General features: G+C 70.1%; 21 protein-coding genes and 1 pseudogene. 14 read left to right on the top strand and 8 right to left on the bottom strand.

Going from position 1 to position 19,402, the window contains the following annotated elements; all coding sequences use genetic code 11:
- Window positions 1–14 precede the first annotated feature (14 nt).
- Window positions 15–797 carry an enoyl-CoA hydratase/isomerase family protein gene (locus R4I43_RS13160; protein ID WP_324265873.1) on the bottom strand — a complete coding sequence of 261 codons (783 nt, stop codon included), beginning with the start codon at window positions 795–797 and terminating at the stop codon, window positions 15–17.
- Between the two features lie 127 nt (window positions 798–924).
- Window positions 925–1,692 (bottom strand): ABC transporter ATP-binding protein, encoded by a 768-nt coding sequence (locus R4I43_RS13155; RefSeq protein ID WP_324265899.1) that lies wholly within the window; start codon window positions 1,690–1,692, stop codon window positions 925–927.
- A gap of 515 nt (window positions 1,693–2,207) precedes the next feature.
- Between R4I43_RS13155 and R4I43_RS13150 the strand changes: the two genes are divergently transcribed.
- The 7 genes from R4I43_RS13150 to R4I43_RS13120 all read left to right on the top strand — a co-directional run bounded on the left by R4I43_RS13150 (window position 2,208) and on the right by R4I43_RS13120 (window position 6,138).
- Complete coding sequence (locus R4I43_RS13150) at window positions 2,208–2,765, top strand: cysteine dioxygenase (protein WP_407691241.1); 558 nt, start codon at window positions 2,208–2,210, stop codon at window positions 2,763–2,765.
- Window positions 2,765–3,193: a rhodanese-like domain-containing protein gene (locus tag R4I43_RS13145; protein ID WP_324265872.1), complete on the top strand. Its 429-nt coding sequence runs from the start codon at window positions 2,765–2,767 to the stop codon at window positions 3,191–3,193. The genes R4I43_RS13150 and R4I43_RS13145 overlap by 1 nt, the downstream gene beginning before the upstream one ends.
- A 70-nt stretch (window positions 3,194–3,263) precedes the next feature.
- A complete protein-coding gene (locus R4I43_RS13140) occupies window positions 3,264–3,539 on the top strand; it encodes a hypothetical protein (protein ID WP_324265871.1) in 276 nt (91 codons plus the stop codon).
- Between the two features lie 22 nt (window positions 3,540–3,561).
- The gene (locus R4I43_RS13135) at window positions 3,562–3,771 is read left to right on the top strand and encodes a hypothetical protein (RefSeq protein ID WP_324265870.1); all 210 of its coding nucleotides are present in this window, start codon (window positions 3,562–3,564) and stop codon (window positions 3,769–3,771) included.
- Complete coding sequence (locus tag R4I43_RS13130; protein ID WP_324265869.1) at window positions 3,764–4,108, top strand: hypothetical protein; 345 nt, start codon at window positions 3,764–3,766, stop codon at window positions 4,106–4,108. The genes R4I43_RS13135 and R4I43_RS13130 overlap by 8 nt, the downstream gene beginning before the upstream one ends.
- Window positions 4,101–4,481 (top strand): hypothetical protein, encoded by a 381-nt coding sequence (locus tag R4I43_RS13125; protein WP_324265868.1) that lies wholly within the window; start codon window positions 4,101–4,103, stop codon window positions 4,479–4,481. Before R4I43_RS13130 ends, R4I43_RS13125 begins: the two co-directional genes overlap by 8 nt.
- Window positions 4,482–5,013: 532 nt before the next feature.
- Window positions 5,014–6,138 carry a hypothetical protein gene (locus tag R4I43_RS13120; RefSeq protein ID WP_324265867.1) on the top strand — a complete coding sequence of 375 codons (1,125 nt, stop codon included), beginning with the start codon at window positions 5,014–5,016 and terminating at the stop codon, window positions 6,136–6,138.
- Between the two features lie 65 nt (window positions 6,139–6,203).
- On the opposite strand, the gene R4I43_RS13115 is transcribed toward R4I43_RS13120, so the two are convergent.
- A complete protein-coding gene (locus R4I43_RS13115; RefSeq protein WP_324265866.1) occupies window positions 6,204–7,148 on the bottom strand; it encodes an NADP-dependent oxidoreductase in 945 nt (314 codons plus the stop codon).
- 70 nt (window positions 7,149–7,218) lie between these two features.
- Here R4I43_RS13115 and R4I43_RS13110 point away from each other — a divergent pair, with 70 nt between their 5' ends.
- The gene (locus R4I43_RS13110; RefSeq protein ID WP_324265865.1) at window positions 7,219–8,160 is read left to right on the top strand and encodes a GlxA family transcriptional regulator; all 942 of its coding nucleotides are present in this window, start codon (window positions 7,219–7,221) and stop codon (window positions 8,158–8,160) included.
- Between the two features lie 79 nt (window positions 8,161–8,239).
- Here the strand turns inward: R4I43_RS13110 and R4I43_RS13105 are convergent, their stop codons facing one another.
- A complete protein-coding gene (locus tag R4I43_RS13105) occupies window positions 8,240–8,812 on the bottom strand; it encodes a TetR family transcriptional regulator (RefSeq protein ID WP_324265864.1) in 573 nt (190 codons plus the stop codon).
- 103 nt (window positions 8,813–8,915) lie between these two features.
- On the opposite strand from R4I43_RS13105, the gene R4I43_RS13100 reads away from it, so the two are divergent.
- Window positions 8,916–10,088, top strand: a complete 1,173-nt coding sequence (locus R4I43_RS13100) for an MFS transporter (protein WP_324265863.1) — start codon at window positions 8,916–8,918, stop codon at window positions 10,086–10,088.
- A gap of 16 nt (window positions 10,089–10,104) precedes the next feature.
- On the opposite strand, the gene glgP is transcribed toward R4I43_RS13100, so the two are convergent.
- Window positions 10,105–12,654: an alpha-glucan family phosphorylase gene (gene glgP / locus R4I43_RS13095; RefSeq protein ID WP_324265862.1), complete on the bottom strand. Its 2,550-nt coding sequence runs from the start codon at window positions 12,652–12,654 to the stop codon at window positions 10,105–10,107.
- Window positions 12,655–12,743: 89 nt separating this feature from the next.
- Between glgP and R4I43_RS13090 the strand changes: the two genes are divergently transcribed.
- From R4I43_RS13090 to R4I43_RS13080, 3 genes and pseudogenes are all read left to right on the top strand, one after another.
- A complete protein-coding gene (locus tag R4I43_RS13090; protein WP_324265861.1) occupies window positions 12,744–13,958 on the top strand; it encodes a neutral zinc metallopeptidase in 1,215 nt (404 codons plus the stop codon).
- A gap of 242 nt (window positions 13,959–14,200) precedes the next feature.
- Window positions 14,201–15,625 carry a neutral zinc metallopeptidase gene (locus R4I43_RS13085; protein ID WP_324265860.1) on the top strand — a complete coding sequence of 475 codons (1,425 nt, stop codon included), beginning with the start codon at window positions 14,201–14,203 and terminating at the stop codon, window positions 15,623–15,625.
- Window positions 15,626–15,671: 46 nt separating this feature from the next.
- Window positions 15,672–16,385, top strand: a pseudogene (locus R4I43_RS13080) (tyrosine-protein phosphatase).
- Between the two features lie 106 nt (window positions 16,386–16,491).
- On the opposite strand, the gene R4I43_RS13075 reads toward R4I43_RS13080, so the two are convergent.
- On the bottom strand, window positions 16,492–17,424 hold the full coding sequence (locus tag R4I43_RS13075; RefSeq protein WP_324265897.1) for a tetratricopeptide repeat protein: 933 nt from the start codon (window positions 17,422–17,424) through the stop codon (window positions 16,492–16,494).
- Window positions 17,425–17,792: 368 nt separating this feature from the next.
- On the opposite strand from R4I43_RS13075, the gene R4I43_RS13070 reads away from it, so the two are divergent.
- A complete protein-coding gene (locus R4I43_RS13070; protein WP_324265859.1) occupies window positions 17,793–18,047 on the top strand; it encodes a hypothetical protein in 255 nt (84 codons plus the stop codon).
- A 69-nt stretch (window positions 18,048–18,116) separates the two neighbouring features.
- Here the strand turns inward: R4I43_RS13070 and R4I43_RS13065 are convergent, their stop codons facing one another.
- Window positions 18,117–18,419, bottom strand: coding sequence for an MTH1187 family thiamine-binding protein (locus tag R4I43_RS13065; protein ID WP_324265896.1), 303 nt, complete (start codon window positions 18,417–18,419; stop codon window positions 18,117–18,119).
- Window positions 18,420–18,519: 100 nt separating this feature from the next.
- Here R4I43_RS13065 and R4I43_RS13060 point away from each other — a divergent pair, with 100 nt between their 5' ends.
- Window positions 18,520–19,020, top strand: a complete 501-nt coding sequence (locus tag R4I43_RS13060; RefSeq protein ID WP_324265858.1) for a MarR family winged helix-turn-helix transcriptional regulator — start codon at window positions 18,520–18,522, stop codon at window positions 19,018–19,020.
- Here the strand turns inward: R4I43_RS13060 and R4I43_RS13055 are convergent.
- Window positions 19,017–19,376, bottom strand: a complete 360-nt coding sequence (locus tag R4I43_RS13055; RefSeq protein WP_324265857.1) for a DUF3817 domain-containing protein — start codon at window positions 19,374–19,376, stop codon at window positions 19,017–19,019. The two genes, R4I43_RS13060 and R4I43_RS13055, sit on opposite strands and share 4 nt — an antisense overlap.
- Window positions 19,377–19,402: the final 26 nt, after the last annotated feature.

The following is a 19,402-nucleotide window of genomic DNA, read 5'->3' as shown; positions in this document are numbered from 1 at the left end:
CTGCTGCTACCAGGTCAGCGCCCGGTGAACTTCGCCTTGCCGGGGCCGTTCTCGATGAACGACCGCATGCCGATCTTCTGGTCCTCGGTCGCGAAAGTGCCCGCGAACAAGTGGGTTTCGAGCTTCAGACCGTTGTCCAGGTCCACGTCCAGACCACCGTCGACAGCGGCCTTCGCGGCTGCCAGGGCGCGCGCCGCACCACCGGTGAACTGCTCGGCCCAGCGCTTGGCCGCCGCGTAGACGTCGGCGGCGGGCACGAGTTCGTCGACCATGCCCAGCGCGAGCGCCTCGTCGGCCTCGACGAACCGGCCCGTGTAGATGATGTCCTTGGCCTTGCTGGGCCCGATCAGCCGCGCCAGCCGCTGCGTGCCACCGGCACCCGGGATGACACCGAGCAGGATCTCCGGCTGGCCGACCTTGACGTCGTCCGCAGCGATCCGCCGGTCACAGGACAGGGCCAGCTCGAAACCGCCACCGAGGGCGTACCCGGTGAGCGCGGCGACCGTGGGCTTGGGGATGGCGGCGACCTGGCTCATCGCGTCCGACAGCCCGCGCTGCTCCTTGCCGGCCATGTCCGCGTAGGACATGTCGGCCATCTCCTTGATGTCCGCGCCCGCGGCGAAGACCTTCTCCCCGCCGTAGACGATCACGGCTCGGATGTCGTCGCGCTCGGCGGCCTCGATCGCCACGTCGCGCAGCTCGGTCTCGATCTGCCTGTTCAGCGCGTTCATCTTCGGCCGATCCAACCGGATCGTGCCGATCGCACCCTCGACCTCAAGCCTGACGAACTCGCCCACGCAGCAACCTCCTCGTCGAACCACCGCTTGCCGCAGGCGAGGCTATCGCGCCCCGCCCGCGATCTGCTGTGTCACCGATCTCAACATCGCCCCGGCAACGTCCTGCCGAGCGGTGCGGGCAGGCTGGTCAGGGCCTGCGGCGGGCGAAGTAGCGGTCCCCCGCCTGCTGCAGTTCGAGGTTCTGGTCGAAGGTCTTGGACAGGTTGTCCTCGGTGAGCACGTCGTCGAGCAGGCCCTGGGCGACGATGCCGCCCTCGCGCAGCAGCAGGCAGTGGGTGAAGCCCGGCGGGATCTCCTCGACGTGGTGCGTGACCAGCACCGACGCCGGTGCGTCGGCGTCCATCGCGAGGGTCGACAGGCGGGCGACGAGGTCCTCGCGGCCGCCGAGGTCCAGGCCGGCGGCGGGCTCGTCGAGCAGCAGCAGCTCGGGGTCGGTCATCAGCGCGCGGGAGATCATGGTCCGCTTGCGCTCGCCCTCGGATAGCGTGCCGAACTCGCGGTCGGCGAGGTGCGCGACGCCGAGCAGGTCGAGCAGTTCCTGCGCGCGATCGGTGTCCATCGCGTCGTACTCCTCGCGCCAGCGGCCGAACACCGAGTACCCGGCGCTGACCACGACGTCGCGGACGATCTCGTCACCGGGGACGCGGTTGACCAGCGCGCCCGAGCACAGCCCGATCAGCGGGCGGATGTCGAAGACGTTGGTCTTGCCTAGCCGCTCGCCCAGCACGTCGACGGTGCCGGTGGTCGGATGCATCTCGGTGCTGGCCATCTTCAGCAGCGTCGTCTTGCCCGCCCCGTTGGGGCCCAGAACGACCCAGCGTTCGTCGAGCTCGACCGACCAGTTCACGTCGGCCAACAGCGTCGTCTTGCCTCGCCGGACACCGACGCCATCCATCTGGATGACCAGGTCGTCCACGTCTACCTCCCAGCCGTGACTGACCGCGGCGGCGCCCCAGGCGCTCACTCGGCGTTCGTCTCCGTCCAGGACCGCCGCAGGCTCCGGCCGGTCCCCTCTGACCGTCATTGTTCCCGCCGTCGCCGCGCCGCCTGCGGGCGGGATGCCGGTGCCGCTCGCCCGGCCGGGTGAACTTGATCAACCCGGCTCGTGCCGGCGGTCCACATACCGGGAGCCCTGGCCGCCTCGACGATCCGGTGCCACGATCTGTCTCGTGTCCGATTCGTTTCTCACCCGCGATCGCGTGATCGACCTGTTCCGGGTCATCGCCTCCGCCTGTCGCTGAAAGCGGTCCGAGGACCACTCCCGCTTTTTCCGACGTCATCGCGGCACGACGAATCGTCCGAACACCCCCGTCCTCGCCCGGCGGGGCGTGCCGTGTCGTGCCGGTGCCACACCGCAAGACACCTGGAGACACCTTGAGCATCACGCGGCCCGAAAACCCGTCCGCCCCGCTGTCCGAATACACCCCGACCGCACCGGTGCCCGCGCTCGGCGACGCCGAAGTGCACCCCGAACTCGACATCCCGCTGCTGCGGGACCTGATCCGGCCGGACCACCTCAACTGGTCGCCGCGCGAACTGCGCGACCTCACCGGCCTCGTCGCCAGCGAACTGACCTCCGAGCTGATGAACATCGTGCGCATCGACGAGCAGCAGCGGTGGTGGGCCAAGCTCGGCCTGACCGCGGGCGTCGAGCTGTGGTTGCTGTCGTGGGCGCCCGGCCAGGGCACTCCCGCCCACGACCACGGCGGTGCTTCCGGTTCGTTCTCGGTCCTGTTCGGCGCGCTGCGCGAGGACTACCGCTACGCCGCCGGACCGGTCCGCACCAAGCACCACGACCTGGGCACCGGAATCGGGTTCGGCCCCGGCCGCGCGCACCAGGTGACCAACGTCAGCTCGGTCAACTCCGCCAGCGTGCACGCCTACTCACCGCCGCTGCTGCCGGTCCGCTATTACGCCGACCTGGCCGAGGTCCCCGCCGTTCCGCCGCAGCGAAACGAGGTCGTGTGATGACCCGCATCCCCGAACCCCGCGCCGAGCAGGTCGGAACCGGCCCGTACGGGATCGAGCACCTGCTGGCCGAATCCCGCGAGAAGCTGGCCAGGGTCTCACCGCAGGAGGCGTACGAGATCCAGCGCGACGGCGGCCTGATCATCGACATCCGGCCGGAGTCAGACCGCCTCACCGACGGCGCCATCCCCGGCGCCCTCACGGTGGAGCGAATCGTCCTGGAATGGCGCCTCGACCCGGCGGGCAACCACCGCCTCACCGGCCTGCACCCGCAGCGCCCGGTCGTCCTGGTCTGCAACGAGGGCTACGCCTCCAGCCTCGCCGCAGCCCAAGCCCAGGAACTCGGCCTCACCAAGGCCACCGACCTGGCAGGCGGCTTCCGCGCCTGGAAGGAACAAGGCCTTCCCACCACCACCGCCGTCACCTGACCTGCACAAGGGAACCTTCCTGTCACCGCCGGCCCGGTGAAGTGACAGGAAGGTTCCCTTTCTTTCGTAGTTGGCGCTGAGCCGTGTGGACTGTCGCCACCTGATGTTGGGCGATGCATCAGGCACCCGGAGCCTCGCCTGCGGCTATCTGAAGGATTTCGAATCCCGCAGCGACGGCGTCCGGGCGACCACCAAACAACTCAAACTGCGACGACGCCGCAGCGTTCCTGAATTCGCGACCGCCACGGTCACCAAAAGCACCCGGCCGAACACCAGCAGCAACACGCCACGTTGTGATCGTGTCCTGCCCCACACCCCGCGCCTGACTGGTTTGCCGCTGATCTGAACAACGTTTCACCATCGCCGCCGTGAACCGGAACCCAGACGTCCGATCAGAGCGGGTCGATCTCTTGCTCTCGGTGCTCAACGGCGGCGCGATCGTCCTCACCGCCGCCGTCGGCGCGTCCAACAGGATCCATCCGCTGCTTGTCGCGATGGTCACCGCAACGGGCCTGGCCGTGTTCGCGCGGGCCCCTGTGCGCTACGCCCGCGCCCGCCGGGGTGATCGGGTTGACTAGCGATCAAATCGTCGCGGTCATCGCCCTGAGCACCTTCGGGGTGACCACCGTGGGGATCACGGTAGCCATGTTCGTGCTCAACCGGCGGTCGCCGAACCGCCGCACGATTCGCCAAGCATGGGCGCAAGCATCGAAGTCGGAGCGGTGGCTATGGGTCATGCCCTGCGTTGGCTTGCCCGGCTTCCTCTGGAACGCGTTCCGGCCAGATGATCTCCCGCGTCCCGTCAGCTCCCTCATAACCCTGGCACTGATCGTGGCCTTGCTCGTGCCCCTGGCGGGCTTCGGACGAGCGTGGCGCCAAGAACGACGCGCCGCCCGGGGTGACCGGAATGCGTGACTGGCTGACTCGCCACAAGCAGGTTCTCGTGCCCGTCGCCAGCGCCCTGGCTCTAGGCGCCGCAAACCTCATCGTCCCCGTCCTGCCAGCATGGGCGAAATGGGCACTCGCGGGTGCCCTCGCGGTCGCCCTGGCGGTCAACGCGATTCGGAAACGCGAACAGCTACAAGCCTGGTTCGACCCCGCATCAGCGACCACGCTCCACGGTCCCCGGCAGCCACTACCCCCGGCGGTCTTCTACCCCGTCATCGCCCTCTTCCTCTGCGGCGTGATCATCAGCAACATCGTGTGGACCTTGTGGGCACGGGCCCGCCGCAGAGCAGGCCACCGCTGGCTCGACATCCTCCTCTGGCGGCAACCAGAGGACCGCTAGGGCGCCAGCGATGAAGGCACAACACCCGAAAGCGCATCGCCTGGCCACGATCTGCGCCCTCATCGGTCTGCTGCACGCCCCGGTAGTCCTCCACCGAACACCCCAGCCAACCGAAGTTCTCGTGTTCCTCGTCTGCGGCGCAGCGATCTACTTGGGGCCAGCCGCTATGAAAACCGGCTCTGATGAACCTCGCGACCGTCGGACTGGTCATCATCGTCGTGCTTGCCGTGGCACTGCTGACCGCCGTGCTCGTGTCAGCCCGACACCTCATCCGTCGAACGTGGGCCACGGCGCGGACCTGCTGACCCCGCTGCTGGGTTAGCGCAGCCGAGATCATGAGACCACCGCCGTCACCTGACCTGCGCAAGGGAACCTTCCTGTCACCACCGGCCCGGTGAAGTGACAGGAAGGTTCCCTTGCGCACTTCACGGCCCGGGCGGCGGTGACTGCGAGCAAAGCGCCTCCTCGGCGGGGACCGGTCCCGTAGGCTCCGTTCCTTGTGCGAGCTCAGAGCCTTTTGCTCCGTCCTTGGGTGCTGGTCACCGTGGTGGGCGCGGTTGTCCTAGCGGCGGTCGAGCTGGTCCTCGGGACCGGTTTCGCCAGCGTCGCCGCCAGTTGGGCGGGCGGTGTGGTGGGAGCGATCCTGCTGCCGGTGGCCACCCAGGCCGGCTTGCTGCTGGGTTCGGTGATCTTCGGGCTTCGGGTGCGCCAGGTCGTGTTCGGCGCGATGCGGGAGGTCGCGTCGTTCAAGCGCGGCAGCACGACCTTCACGTTCCGGTCGCTGCCGGTGACGTTGCGCGCGCAGATCGGGCCGTGGCGCTCGCCGGTGATCCTGCGCTGCTGGCTGGCCGGGCTGGTCTCGGCGCTGCTGGGCGTTGCCGCCGTGGCCGCCGCCTGGCTCGTGGTCCCGGGGGCGTTCGGGCGCGGCCTGGCGCTGGCGATGAGCGCGTTCATGCTCGTCAAGCTCTGGCCCAAGCGGGTACCGCTGACGACCTCGACGGGCTGGCTGCTGTTCTCGCTCCCCCGGATCAAGGACCCGGAACGCTCCGACTTCCTCGCCGCGCCGGTGGCGGCGCGCGCCTACGAGGCGCTGCGCAGCGGCGACCTCGACACCGCGCAGACCCATGCCGACGAGCTCGCCGAGCGATTCCCCGGCATCAACGCGACGGTGTCCTGCCAGATCGCGGTGCTGGAGTCCCGCGGGCTCTACGCGCCCGGTGTGCTGCTGCTGTTGAAGTTCCTGTCCGACAACGACGTTCCGCCGCGCAAGATGTCCTACCTGCTGGCGGGTCTGGCGGGGCTGGGGTTCAAGGCCATCGAGTCCGGGCAGATGCCGGCCGAGAGCCTGCTGCCGACGGCGAAGAAAGCCCTCGAGGACGCCGTGCAGCTCGGCTATCCGGAGTTCGAGCTCAACGGGACCAACGGGTTGCTGGCACTGATCGAAGGCGACGCGGACAACGCGGTCCGGCTGGCGACCAGCGGCGCCGAGTACAACCACTCGCCGCTGTCGCGCGCCGACGACTTCGCGACCCTCGCCCGCGCGCACATGGCCCTCCGCGACAACGCGGCCGCCCGAGCGGCCCTGGCCCGCGCCGAGGAGCTCGCGCCGTGGTCGCCGCGCGTGACCGAAACCCGCCAACGACTGTCGGTGAGTTGAGAGCAGGGGAACCTTCCTGCCATTCGAAGTGACAGGAAGGTTCCCCTGCTCGTACCGCGCGAACGTCAGTCGATGCTCAGCACGAGCTTCCCCTGGGTCCGGCCGGTTTCGCCTTGGGCGTGCGCCTTGGCCGCGTCGGCCAGCGGGAACGTTCCGGCGATCTCGGCGCGCAGCTTGCCCGCCTCGACCAGTTCCCGAATGGCCCGCATCCCCGCCTGGTCGGCTTCGACGAGCAGCACCTCGGCGCGAACGCCGAGCTCTTCGGCTTCAGCGACGAGTTCCTCCCGGTCGTAGGGCAGGATCGAGACGAGGATTCCGCCCTTGCGCAGCACCTGCAGCGAGCGGCTGCGGTAGTCGGCGGCGATCGGGTCTAGGACCACGTCGACGTCGCTGACGGCTTCGGTGAAGTCGACCGAGGTGTAGTCGACGAGCTCGTCGACGCCCAGCCCGGTCAGGAACTCGTGCTTGCTCTTGCTCGCGGTCGCGATGACGTGGGCGCCCTTGGCCTTGGCGATCTGCACCGCGAGGTGCCCGACTCCGCCCGCGGCGGCGTGGATCAGGATCCGCTGACCGGACTGCAGGTTCGCGGTGTCGTTGAGCGCCTGCCACGCCGTCAGGGCCGCCAACGGGATCGCGCCTGCTTGCACGTGGTCGACACCAGCGGGTTTGGCGGCGAATGCGCGGGCCGGGCCGGTCACGTACTCGGCGTGGGAACCGAGGCCGAACGGGTAGGGCAGCATGCCGAAGACCTCGTCACCGGGCTTGTGGATGGTGACGCCGGTTCCGATGGCCTCCACGACGCCGGACACGTCCCAACCGAGGATGCGCGGCGGCTCGCTGAGGAATCCCTGCCCCGCGCGGTGCTTCCAGTCGGTCGGGTTGACGCCGGCAGCGCGCACCCGGATCAGGACCTCGCTCGGCCCTGGCTCGGGCTTGTCCAGCTGCGCCTCGCGCAGCACCTCCGGGCCGCCGTACACGTCCTGGGTGATGGCACGCATGGTTTCACTCATGTGCCCCACCCTGCCTCATCTGCACCGATCTCGAAATGGCAGGGATGACAACATTCGATAGGATCCTGCCATGCATCGTGTGGCCGTGCTGGCGTTGGACGGGGTCTACCCCTTCGAACTCGGCATCCCGCAGCGCGTCTTCGGCAGCGCCGGGCGCCGCTACGAGGTCATGACCTGCACCGTCGACGGTGGTCCGGTGCGCAGCAACGCCGACTTCATGATCTCGGCCGAGCACGGCCCCGAGCTGCTGGCCACTGCCGACACCGTGATCATCCCGCCCTTCGACGTGGCGCTGATCTCGCCTGAACTGCCCGATCCGGTGAGGCGAGCGCTGGCCGCGATCCGCCCCGCGACGCGGATCGTGTCGATCTGCACCGGCGCGTTCCTGCTCGCCGCCGCCGGGCTGCTCGACGGCAGGCCGGCCACCACGCACTGGCGGCTCACCGATGATTTCCGGCGCCTGTTCCCGACCGTGCAACTGGATCCGGACGTGCTGTTCGTCGAGGACGGCGACGTGCTGACCTCCGCGGGTGCCGCCTCGGGCATCGACGTCTGCCTGCACCTGGTGCGATCCGACCACGGCAGCGAGGTCGCCAACCAGGTGGCGCGGTGCTGCGTGGTGCCGCCGTTCCGCGACGGCGGCCAGGCCCAGTACATCGAACAACCCATTCCCGACCCGGCCGGCCAGGGCACGGCGGCGACGAGGGCGTGGGCGTTGCAGAACCTGCACCGGCCGCTGACCGTGGCCGATCTCGCAGCGCACGCGCGGTTGAGCCACCGCACGTTCGTCCGCCGGTTCCACGAGGAGGTCGGCGCCAGTCCTGGTCGGTGGTTGACGCAGCAGCGACTGGCCCGCGCGCGACAGCTGCTGGAGACCAGCGATCTTTCGGTCGACCAGATCGCCGGGAAGGTCGGCTTCGCCACGGCCGCGTCGCTGCGCCAGCACCTGCACGCCGCGATCGGGGTCACGCCCCTGGCCTACCGGCGCACGTTCCGTACCGCGGCGGGGTGAGGAAGGGAACCTCCCTGCCACTTCCAGGCGCAGTGTATGAGCGAAAGGTTCCCATGCTCTTCTTCGCGCTCGGGCCGGGTCAGCTCGGGTCGGTGAGGCGGCGGACCGCTTCGCGAGCTGCCGAGCGCAGATCGTCGACGTCGGTCTCGCCCAGCACCATGCGCCGCAGCTGGGGCACGGCGAGGGGCCAGCTGATCGTGCCGAGGGCCAGCAGGACGAGCATGCCCGGGTCGATGGCTTCGGTGACCGCGCCCGTGCGCTGGGCCCGGCGGACGGCGTCGACCTTGTCGCGGTAGTGCTCGGCGCGATCGGACTCGGCGACGACTCCGCTCTCGCCGCGCTCCAGCGATTCCCACATCAGCAGCCGCATGACGTGCGGGTTGGCCGAGTGGTAGGCGGCGAGGCGGTCGACGTATCCGGGGAGGTCCTCGCCGTCGATGGGGACCTCGGCGGCGAGTTCGGCCATCGCCGCTTCCAGGACTGCGCTGAACAGGGCGTCCTTGCTGCCGAAGTAGGCGTAGATCAGCTGCTTGTTGGCCTGGGCCTGCTTGGCGATGCGGTCAACGCGGGCGCCTGCGATGCCGTGCTCGGCGAACTCGGTCGTCGCGGCCTGGAAGATCCGGGCCTTGGTGGCTTCGGCGTTGCGGGACACAGCGGCACTGTACCGCCGTGACCAGCCACCTGGTTGACACGAATCCGCACCCGAACCAGAATGTAACCAACCAGTTGGTTACACCACTTCCTGCGGAGAGCAGATGACCGCCGTCGTCCCCGACACCGGCCGCCTCAGCCGCGGACTGCTGTTCGCCGCCGCGCTGTGCGCCGGCATCACCGTCGCCAACATCTACCTCGCGCAGCCGATCATCGGCCCCATCGCCGAAACGTTCGGCGCCACCGCGCAGAGCGCCGGCATCGTCGTGACCACGGCGATGCTCGGCTACTCGGCCGGCCTGCTGTTCGTCATCCCCCTCGGCGACAGCGCCGACCGCCGGAAGATGGTCGGCGCGCTCAGCGTCCTCACCGCGCTGCTGCTGGTGGGAAGTTCCCTCGCACCTTCCCTTCCGGTGCTCGCGGTGTTGGCAGGCCTGGCGGCGGTGACCACCGTCGTGCCGCAGATCCTGATCCCGCTGGTCGTGCAGCTGGCCGACCCCGCCCAGCGCGGCACCGCCATGTCCTGGGTGCAGGCCGGGCTGATCACCGGAATCATGGGCGCCCGCGTCGTTTCCGGCCAGCTCGCCGGGGCGCTGGGCTGGCGATCGGTCTTCGCCGTCGCGGCGGCGCTGACGCTGATCGTGGGGTTGTGGACGGTTCGCGCGCTGCCCAGCGACGGGCGGCGGGAACCGGTGAACTACTGGTCCCTGCTGCGCTCGCTCCCCGGCTACCTGCGCAGCGAACCCGGTCTCCGCCGAGCGTGCCTGCGCCAAGCGGGGAGCTTCGCCGCGTTCAACGCCGTCTGGACGACGCTCGCGCTGGTGCTCACCGCACCGCCGCACGGGTTCACCGTCGCCGAGGCCGGACTCGTCGGACTGCTCGGTCTGCTCAGCGCCGCACTGGCCCCCGCCGCTGGCAAGGTGGTCGACCGCCGCGGGCCACGGCTGGTCGGGGCGCTCGGGCTGGCCGCGCTGGCGTTCGCCTCGCTCGTGCTGTTCCTGGGCACGAGTTCGCTGACGGCCCTGCTGATCGGCACCGCAGCCGTGCCGATCGGACTCCAGGTCGGCCAGGCCGCGAACCAGAACGCCGCGCTGTCGGTGAACCCCGCGGCCGGTGGCCGTTTGAACACGATCTTCATGCTCTCGACGTTCCTGGCGGGCGCCACCGGCTCGGCCGCGGGCAGCTTCGCCTACGGCCTGCACGGCTGGGCGGGCGTGTGCACCACGGCGCTGATCTTCCTGGCCCTCGGGGCAGTCGGACTCCGCCGGGCGCGCTGAACGCACACGCGCGAACTCAGCCGGCGAGGACGACCTTGCCCAGTTCCGCCGGTTCCGACAGCAGCGGGTGCCGGGGCAGGACGCGCACGTTGTAACCGGCGGGACCGGCGTGCGGGAGGGTCACGGCGGCCGCGTAGCGACCATCACCGATGGGCTTCATCGACGCGGTCACGAAGTCGTGCAGCACGTCGTTGTCGTCGACCCGGCCCACCACGACCTCGACGTCCACATCGGACTGATCGAGGCCCGCCAGGTCCACCCTGGCCCGCACCGTGACCTGACCGCCCAGCAGCGGCGTCCCGTGGTCCACCGACATCTCGGTGTCCCCGACCCGCACCCGGTTCCAGGCCGCCTGCAGCCGCGCCCGGTAGTCGGCGATCTCCCGCGCGCCGCGGAAACCGTCCTCCGACATCGCGCGCATCGACTGCGCGGCCGGCGTGTAGTGCCCGTCGACGTACTCGCGGATCATCCGCGACGCCTGCACCCGCGGCCCCAACGTGGCCAGGGTGTGCCGCACCATCGACATCCACTTGCCGGGCACGCCGTCGCTGTTGCGCTCGTAGTACATCGGCGCCACGTGCTCGGAGATCAGCTCGTACAGCGCCGCGGCCTCCAGGTCGTCGCGACGGTTCGGGTCGGTGACCCCGTCGGCGTTGGGGATCGCCCACCCGTTGCGGCCGTCGTACATCTCGTCCCACCAACCGTCGCGCACCGACAGGTTCAGCACCCCGTTGAGCGCGGCCTTCATCCCCGACGTGCCGCACGCCTCCAGCGGGCGCACCGGGTTGTTCAGCCACACGTCGCAGCCCGACACCAGGTAGCGGGCCAGCGACATGTCGTAATCCGGCAGGAACACGATCCGGTGCCGCACATCAGCGCTGTCGGCGAAGCGCACGATCCGCTGGATCATCGCCTTGCCGCCCTCGTCCGCCGGGTGCGACTTGCCCGCCACCACGATCTGCACCGGCCGCTCGGAGTCCAGCAGCAGCTCTCGCAACCGGTCGGTGTCGCGCAACATCAGCGTCGCCCGCTTGTAGGTGGGAACCCGCCGCGCGAAACCGATCGTGAGCACCTCGGGGTCGAAAACCGAGTCGCACCAGCCCAGCTCCAGGTCCGAGGCGCCGCGCTGCTGCCAAGCGATGCGCAATCGGCGCCGCACCTCGTCGATCAGCCGCTGGCGCAGCGAGCACCGCAGCTCCCACAGCAGCGAATCGCTGACCGGTTCCATCCCGCGCAACCCGGCACCGCTGTCCATCTCGGACTCGCCCAGCAACTTGCCGAGTTCGCGAGCCGACCACGTCGGGCCGTGCACGCCGTTGGTGACCGACCGGATCGGGACCTCCTCCACCCCGAACCCCGGCCACAGGTTGCGGAACATCTTGCGGATCACTTCGCCGTGCAGCTCCGAGACCCCGTTGGCGCGCTGCGCCAGCCGCAACCCCATGTGCGCCATGTTGAACATGCCCGGGTTGTCCTCGGCGCCCAGCGCCAGCACCCGATCCGAGGGCACCCCGGGCAGCAGTGGCCGCTCCGCGCCGTCGTCGAAGTAGTGCCGCACCAGGTCCACCGGGAACCGGTCGATGCCAGCCGGGACCGGGGTGTGCGTGGTGAACACGGTCCCCGCCCGCACCGCGGCCGTGGCCTGGTCGAACTCCAGTCCCGGGTCGGCCTGCAACTCCCGGATCCGCTCCAGGCCCAGGAAGCCCGCGTGCCCCTCGTTGGTGTGGAACACCTCGGGCTGCGGATGGCCGGTGAGCCGGCAGTAGGCGCGCACCGCCCGCACCCCGCCGATGCCGGCGAGGATCTGCTGGCGGATCTTGTGCTCGGCGTCGCCGCCGTAGAGCCGGTCGGTGGTGCCCCGCAGGTCGTCGTCGTTGTCCGGCAGGTCGCTGTCGAGCAGCAGCAGCGGAACCCGGCCGACCTGCGCCTTCCAGACCCGCGCGTGCAGGGTGCGTCCCGCGGGCATGGCGACCTTCACCACGACCGGCCGGTCGTCCTCGTCGGTGAGCACCTCCAGCGGCAGGCCGCGAGGGTCGATCACCGGGTAGTGCTCGACCTGCCAGCCCTCCGACGACAGGCCCTGCCGGAAGTAGCCCGAGCGGTAGAGCAAACCGACCCCGATCAGGGGAACCCCGAGGTCGGAAGCCGATTTCAGGTGATCACCCGCGAGCACGCCGAGCCCGCCGGAGTAGTTCGGCAGCGCCTCGGTGAGACCGAACTCCATCGAGAAGTAGGCGATCGAGGCGGGCAGCTCGGCGCCCTCGTCCTGCCGCTGCTGGTACCAGCGCGGCACGGTGAGGTAGCGGCGCAGGTCATCACCGACCGCGCGGGTGCGCGCGAGGAAGTCCTCGTCACCGGCGAGCTGGCGCAACCGCTCGGCGGGCACCTCCGCCAGCAGCCGCAGCGGATCAGCTCCCACCCCAGCCCACACCTGCGGGTCGACCGCCGAGAACAGGTCCTGGGTGGGCGGGTGCCACGCCCAGCGCAGGTTGGTCGCCAGCTTGCCCAGAGCGCTGAGCGGCTCGGGCAGGTGGGCCCGGACGGTAAAGCGGTGGACGGCTCTCACGGGAGCGGACCATATCTCGCTCGACACGCTCGCGTGCGATGCGCACCAGCGCCCCCGCCGTCCCCGAGACGGGTGGGAAGCTGGGGCGCGTGCGTGCATTCGGACTTGTCGCGGCAACCGTCGGGCTGATTATCAGCGCCTGCACGACCCCGGCCGCACCACCGGATGTGGCGGAACCCACGGTCGATCCGGCGTTCGTGCACGGCACCGACCGCGGCGGCACCGACCGGCTGGCGGCCACCGTCGTGACCGACGTGCAGGCCTACTGGGCGCAGGCCTACCCGGCCGCGTTCGGCGGGCCCTGGCGGGACCTCGACGGCGGGTTCTTCTCGGTCGACACCGGCAACGCCACCGGCACCGCTCCGCCTTGCGCGTCCAGCCCGCAGGAGGTCGAGGGCAACGCGTACTACTGCCAATCGGTGGACGCCATCGCCTGGGACCGCGCCGCGCTGCTGCCTGTGCTGCGCGAGCACTACGGGGACACGGCGGTGGCGGTGGTGCTGGCCCACGAGATCGGGCACGCCGTGCAGCAGCGAGCCGGTCTCGCCGAAGGCGAACCGCTGCGACTGGAATCGATGGCCGACTGCTACGCGGGATCGTTCCTCCGCTGGGTCTCCGACGGCCACGCCCCGCACCTGCGCACCACACCGGACCGGCTCGACGACGGGCTGCGCGCCATCACGGTCTTCCGCGACCCGGTGGGCACCAGCGGCCACGGCACCGCCTTCGACCGGGTGACGGCCTTCCAGCACGGCTTCACCGGCGGCCCGCGCGGCTGCACCCAGGTGAGCGAGAGCCACGTGGCCGAACCGGTCGACGACGACCGCAACGCTCCCCTGACATCGGTCCTGGACACCACCGCGATCGACGACTACTTCCGGACCGCCGTCACCGAGCAGGGCGGACGATGGGTCCCTCCGTCGCGTTCCACCGGATGTCCCGGGGCGAGCGGCCCGGTCGGCTACTGCCCGGCGCCGCCGACGGTCACCGCGGATCCGGCAGCGCTGGCCCGCACGCACGACGACATCGGCGACCAGGCGGTCACCACGCTCCTGGCCTCCCGCTACGCGCTGGCAGCGCTGACCGAACTCGGCCACCGCCCCACCGGATCCGCCATCACCTGCCTGACCGGCTCCTTCACCGCCGACCAACCGAACCTGTCCCCCGGCGACCTGGACGAGGCGGTGCAGGTCGTCCTGGAATCCGACGCGGTCTCCCGCGGCGGCGAACCGATGAGCGGTTCCGACCGGATCGCGGCCTTCCGCGACGGGTTGCGCTCCGGCGCGGGCGGGTGCCTGAGCTGAGGAGGGGAACCTTCCTGTCACACCCGCCCACCGCTCCGAGGTGAGCATGGGAACCTTCCTGTCATTCGCGACCGGCGGCGGCCGAGATCGGCCGTGACGAAGATCGGTCACCCGATAGGCTGCTGCGCGAAGACCGGGCCGCGTGACCGGCCCGGCGCGAACGAGTTCGGTACCGGCAGCGAGATGGGGCGCGTGGAGTGGTGGCGACGGTAAGCCGGCGGCGGAAGCGGATCCTCGGTGCCGTGGTCTCGGCATTCACCTGCGCGACGCTGGTCAGCGGGTGCTCGCAGGTCATCAGCGGCGTTCCCACGACGCTGGGCGGCTACTCGACGACCAGCGTGGCCGGGCTCCCCGCAGCCGACGGTCCGAGCGGGCCGAAGGAAGGCGCCCCGCAGGCTCCGCTCGCGGTGGAGGGCACCGACAACGGCGAGATGGACGAGCTGGCGCGCAACGCGGTCGCCGACGTCGACGCCTACTGGGCTGAGGCCTTCCCAGAGGCCTTCGGCGGCAAGAAGTTCGAGCCCGTCAAACGACTGATCTCCTACGACTCAGCGGCTCCCGGCGCCCCGCTGTGCGGGCAGAGCACCGGTGGGATGGTCAACGCCTTCTACTGCCCGCCCGAGGACCTGGTCGCCTGGGATCGCGGAGAGCTGCTGCCCGAGCTCAACAACAGCTTCGGCCCGCTCGCGGTGGTGACCGTGCTGGCGCACGAGATGGGTCACGCCGTGCAGCACCGGGCGGGCACCGCTGGGCAGAACGATCCCGTGATCGTGCTCGAGCAGCAGGCGGACTGCTTCACCGGCGCCTACTTCCGGCACGTGGCCGAGGGTTCTTCGCAGTACTTCCAGGTCTCCACCGGCTCGGGCCTCAACGAGGTCATGGGCGTGCTCAACTTCATCCGCGACTCCCCCGGAACCTCCGACTTCACCGGCAGCAACGCGCACGGCACGGCCTTCGACCGGGTCAGCGCCTTCCAGTACGGCTTCAGCGAGGGCCCCGAGCGGTGCGCGAAGATGACCAGCGACGAGGTCAAGAAGCGCACGACGCTGTTCCAGAACTGGAAGCCCACCCAGCAGGAAACCGAGCTGCCCATCGATGACAAGAGCCTGCGCGCGGTGGAGGAGAGCCTGCGGGCGGTGTTCCGGGACACCGGCGCCGAGCCGCCGAGGGTCGTCTCCGAGCCCAAGACCTGCTCCGGACGGCAACCGACCTCGCCGGCTTCCTACTGCACGGAGACGAACACGATCTCGCTGAACGTCCCGGAACTGCGCGAGATCGCCACTCCGCCGAACAAGGCGAGCCAGTCCGCCGGCTACGGCGATTTCGCCGCCTACGCCCAGATCGCCTCCCGGTACGCGCTGTCGGTGCAGAAGTCGGCCGGGTACCGGCTCGACGACGAGGCCGCCGGGCTGCGCACCGCGTGCATGGTGGGCGCTTGGAGCGGCCTGCTGGTGGAAGACCCGATCGGGCAGCGCAATCCTGTCGGCAAGCTGCGGATCGTGCCCGACGACATCGACGAGGGGGTGTCCGCGCTGCTCGGCGAGGAGAGCCTGATCTCGGCGAACGTCAAGGGAGACCAGGTCCCGGTCGGTTTCGCGCGGGTGGAGGCCTTCCGCGTCGGCGTGCAGGAAGGCCTCGCGCCGTGCAGCACCAAGTACGACGGCTGACCCCCTTCACCCACAACCCCGGACCGCGCCCGCACGTCTCCGGGGCATGAGTCGACAACGGGTTCTGGACTTCGACGGCTTCCGCAACGCTCGTGATCTGGGAGTTCTGCCCGCCCGAGGTGGGCTGATCCGCTGGGGTGCCGTGGTGCGCGCCGAGCACCCTGCCGCGCTGACCGCCGCGGGCTGGGAAGGTTTGTGGCAGCACGGGATGCGCACGGTCATCGACCTGACCGGCGAGGACGAAACCGAGCGCGCACCACGTCCCACCGGCCTGACCACGATCCGGATCCCGCTGGACGACCCGTCGGACACCGAGTTCTGGCAGCGCTGGGGCGGGGCCTTCTCGTGACCTCCGCTGTACTACGGGCCGTTCCTCGACCGCTTCCCCGGACTCGTCGGTGACGTCGTCAGTTCCCTGGTGCACGCCGAACCGGGCGGGGTGCTGGTGCACTGCGGCAGCGGCCGGGACCGCACCGGGCTGATCGTCCTGGTCCTGCTGGCTTCGCTCGGGGTGAGCGCGGCCGACATCGCCGAGGACTACGCGCTCAGCCACCAGCGCCGCGCGGAGCTGTGCGCCGCGGCCGGGTTGGGCGACGACACCCCGAAGATCCGGGAGTTCCTCGCCCAGCAGGGCACCACCGAACGAGACGTCCTCGACGAGGTCGTCGGCGGCCGCGACTTCGCCGACCACCTGCGGGCGGCGGGTCTCGGCGAGGACGGCCTGACCGCGCTCCGCGAGCGCCTCGTGGTCCCGGCCTGATCACCCGGCCCCGGTGGGATCGGCGAGGAGGGGAGCCTCTCGCGCGGTGAAACGCGGGCGCCCCCGGAACCCGTGGGAGGTTCCGAGGGCGCCCGCGAGGTGAAGGTCAGAACAGCGCGCTGGCGAGGTTGCGACGAGCCTTGGCGACCCGCTCGTCCCCCTCCGGGAAGATCTCGAACAGCTCGACCAGGTGCGTGCGAACCCGGTCGCGATCGTCGCCCGAGGTGCGCTTGACGGTCTGGATCAGGCGCGCGAAGCCCTCGTCGACCTTGCCGAACGCGACCTCCGCGTCGGCGGCCGCGATCTGGGCGTCGAGGTCGTCCGGGGACGCGTCGGCGCGCTCGATCGCGGACGGGTCGGCCTGCTCGGCGCGCGCCATGAAGCGCACCTGCACGAGGGCCGCCTTGGCCTGCTCGTTGTTCGGCTCGCTGTCGAGGATCTGCTGGTAGGCGGCCTCGGCACCGGCGAAGTCGCCCTTCTCCAGGGCGTCCTCGGCCGCGGTGAACCGCGGGTCCTCGGGCTCCTCTTCGGGCTCGGCCCCGGCCGCGCCCTCCTCGGCGGCGCGGATGCCGGGCAGCTGGTCGCGCAGGGCGTTGAGCAGCTGTCCGATCCACTCGCGGAGCTGCGGTTCGGGCTGGGCGCCGGCGAAACCGTCGACCGGCTGTCCACCGGCCACCGCGATCACCATCGGCACCGACTGCACCTGGAACAGCTGCGCGATGCGCGGGTTGGCGTCGACGTCGATCTTGGCCAGCACCCAGGCGCCGTTGCCCTCGCGCGCGAGCTTCTCCAGCGCGGGGGACAGCTGCTTGCACGGCTCGCACCAGGTCGCCCACAGGTCGACGACGACCGGCACCTGCAGGGACCGCTCGACCACCTCGGCCTGGAAGTCGGCCTCGGTGACCTCGATGATCGCCGGGTGCGGTTCACCGGCCGCACCGTCGCCGCCACCGCTCGGCGGCTGCGCGGTGGAGTTGGCGACCTCGGCGCGGCTCTTGAGAGCCGACAGGTCGACTGCGCCCGCCATCGCGGCGGACATCGCTGCTGCGTTCTGGCGTGGATCCGGCCTCGTCACGGTTCCATCCTGACACGTCCGACCAGCGGCGTGGTGCGTGGGAGTGCGATGAGGGCGACCTTCCTCGCACCGCGCGGCTCAAGGTCACTTCCGGGCAGCGGGCCGGGTTACCGAATGCGCTCAACCAGACACGCCCGGAACAGCAAAGATCAATTCGAACCGGTGAACGAAACCACTCGAAAAGGTGGTGTAGGCGATCAAACCCTCATGTCCCCCCGCAGTGATCGCCGAAGAGGACACAGAGCCCGTCGAGGGACTGTGCGTCTCCTCGCGGGCTTCGGGGTCTCTCGTGGGGGACCTTCGGCCAGTAGTTCAACGAGAGGTTCGAAACAGTGCGTATTGCAACCCGTGTTGCCGGCGCCGCCGGCGTCGCCGCCCTCAGCATCGTGACCCTGGGCAGCACCGCGTTCGCGGACACCGCCGACAACGACGGCGTCAACCTGCTGGACGACAACAACATCAGCGCCGTCCCGGTGCAGGCCTGCGGCAACAACGTGGGTGCCGCGATCGGCGTCGTCGTCCCGATTCTGTCGCCGCAGAGCAGCGAGTGCGTCAACGCCCCGGTGGTCGACCACCCGGAGGGCTGACGTCAGTCGCAGCCTGACGTGATCGCGGGGGTGGTGTCGACGACGACACCACCCCCGCTTCGCGTTCACCTACTGTTCGCGGAGATGTTCTTCGACCCGCTCCACCTTGGCCCGCAGCTGCCCGGTGTGCCCGGGACGGATGTCGGCCTTGAGCACCAGGCTGGTTCGCGGGGCGTGCGCCGACACCGCCTCGGTGGCGCGCTTGACGACGTCCATGACCTCGTCCCACTCACCTTCGATCGTGGTGAACATCGAGGTCGTCTCGTGCGGCAGGCCCGATTCCCGGACCACCTTCACCGCCGCGGCCACCGCCTCGCTGACACCATCGCTCTCACCGGCCCCGCTCGGGGCAACACTGAAGGCCACCAGCACGTCCGCTCCCATCGGTTGGTCCACCTGAAATGAATCCCACGCCAAGTAGTAGCAGCACAGCCATCCGGCTCGCTCGCTCTCGCTGCTAGCGTCGAGCGCTATGAGCTCCCGTGGTCCACTGCCCTTCGACCCCATCGCGCGCGCGGCAGAGATCTGGGCAGAGCGGATCGGCCCGTCGACGACGATGGCCGCGGTGACCAGCGTGATGCGCGTGCAGCAGATCCTGCAGTCCGCCGTCGACAACGCCCTGCGCCCGCACAACCTGACCTTCGCCCGCTACGAGGCCCTGGTGCTGCTGACGTTCTCCCGACGCGGCAGCCTGCCGATGCGCGTGATGGGCGACCGGCTGCAGCTGCACCCCACCAGCGTCACCAACATCGTCGACCGGCTCGAGCAGGACGGCCTGGTCCGGCGCGTGCCGCACCCGACCGACCGGCGCACCACCCTGGTGGAGATCACCGAAGAGGGCCGGTACCTGATGAAGAAGGCCACCGACGCCGTCAACGAGATCGACTTCGGGCTCGGCGGCATCACCGAGCGCCAGACCCAGCAGCTCACCGAACTGCTCGGCAAGGTCCGGCACGCGGCCGGCGACTTCTAGTTCAGCTCCTTGAGCACGTAGCGCACGCGCCCCCAGAACGTCGGGGCATCCGAATCGGGCTCGGTGAGCAGCCCGCGACCGTTGGCCCAGCGCTCGAACCACACCGTGGCCAGCGGCGGCACCGAGGCCACCAGCGCGATCGCCAGCGTCCAGAAGCGCCAGCGCAGCGGGCTGAACACGACCAGCGCGATCACCACGTAAGCGGTGAACATGGCGCCGTGGATCGAGCCCATGACGGTCACTCCCAGCGGCCACCCGAGCCCGTACTTGAACGCCATCGCCACCAGCAGTCCCGCCCAGGACAACGCCTCGGCGATCGCCACCAGCCGGAACCACCCGCCATAGCTACGCGGCACGTCGACCCCACTTCCGATTAGCACGG

The organism is Saccharopolyspora mangrovi (genome assembly GCF_035320975.1).
GTDB classification, from domain to species: domain Bacteria; phylum Actinomycetota; class Actinomycetes; order Mycobacteriales; family Pseudonocardiaceae; genus Saccharopolyspora; species Saccharopolyspora mangrovi.
Note: the sequence above shows the minus strand (reverse complement) of the source record. Positions and strands in the feature narration are given on the sequence as shown.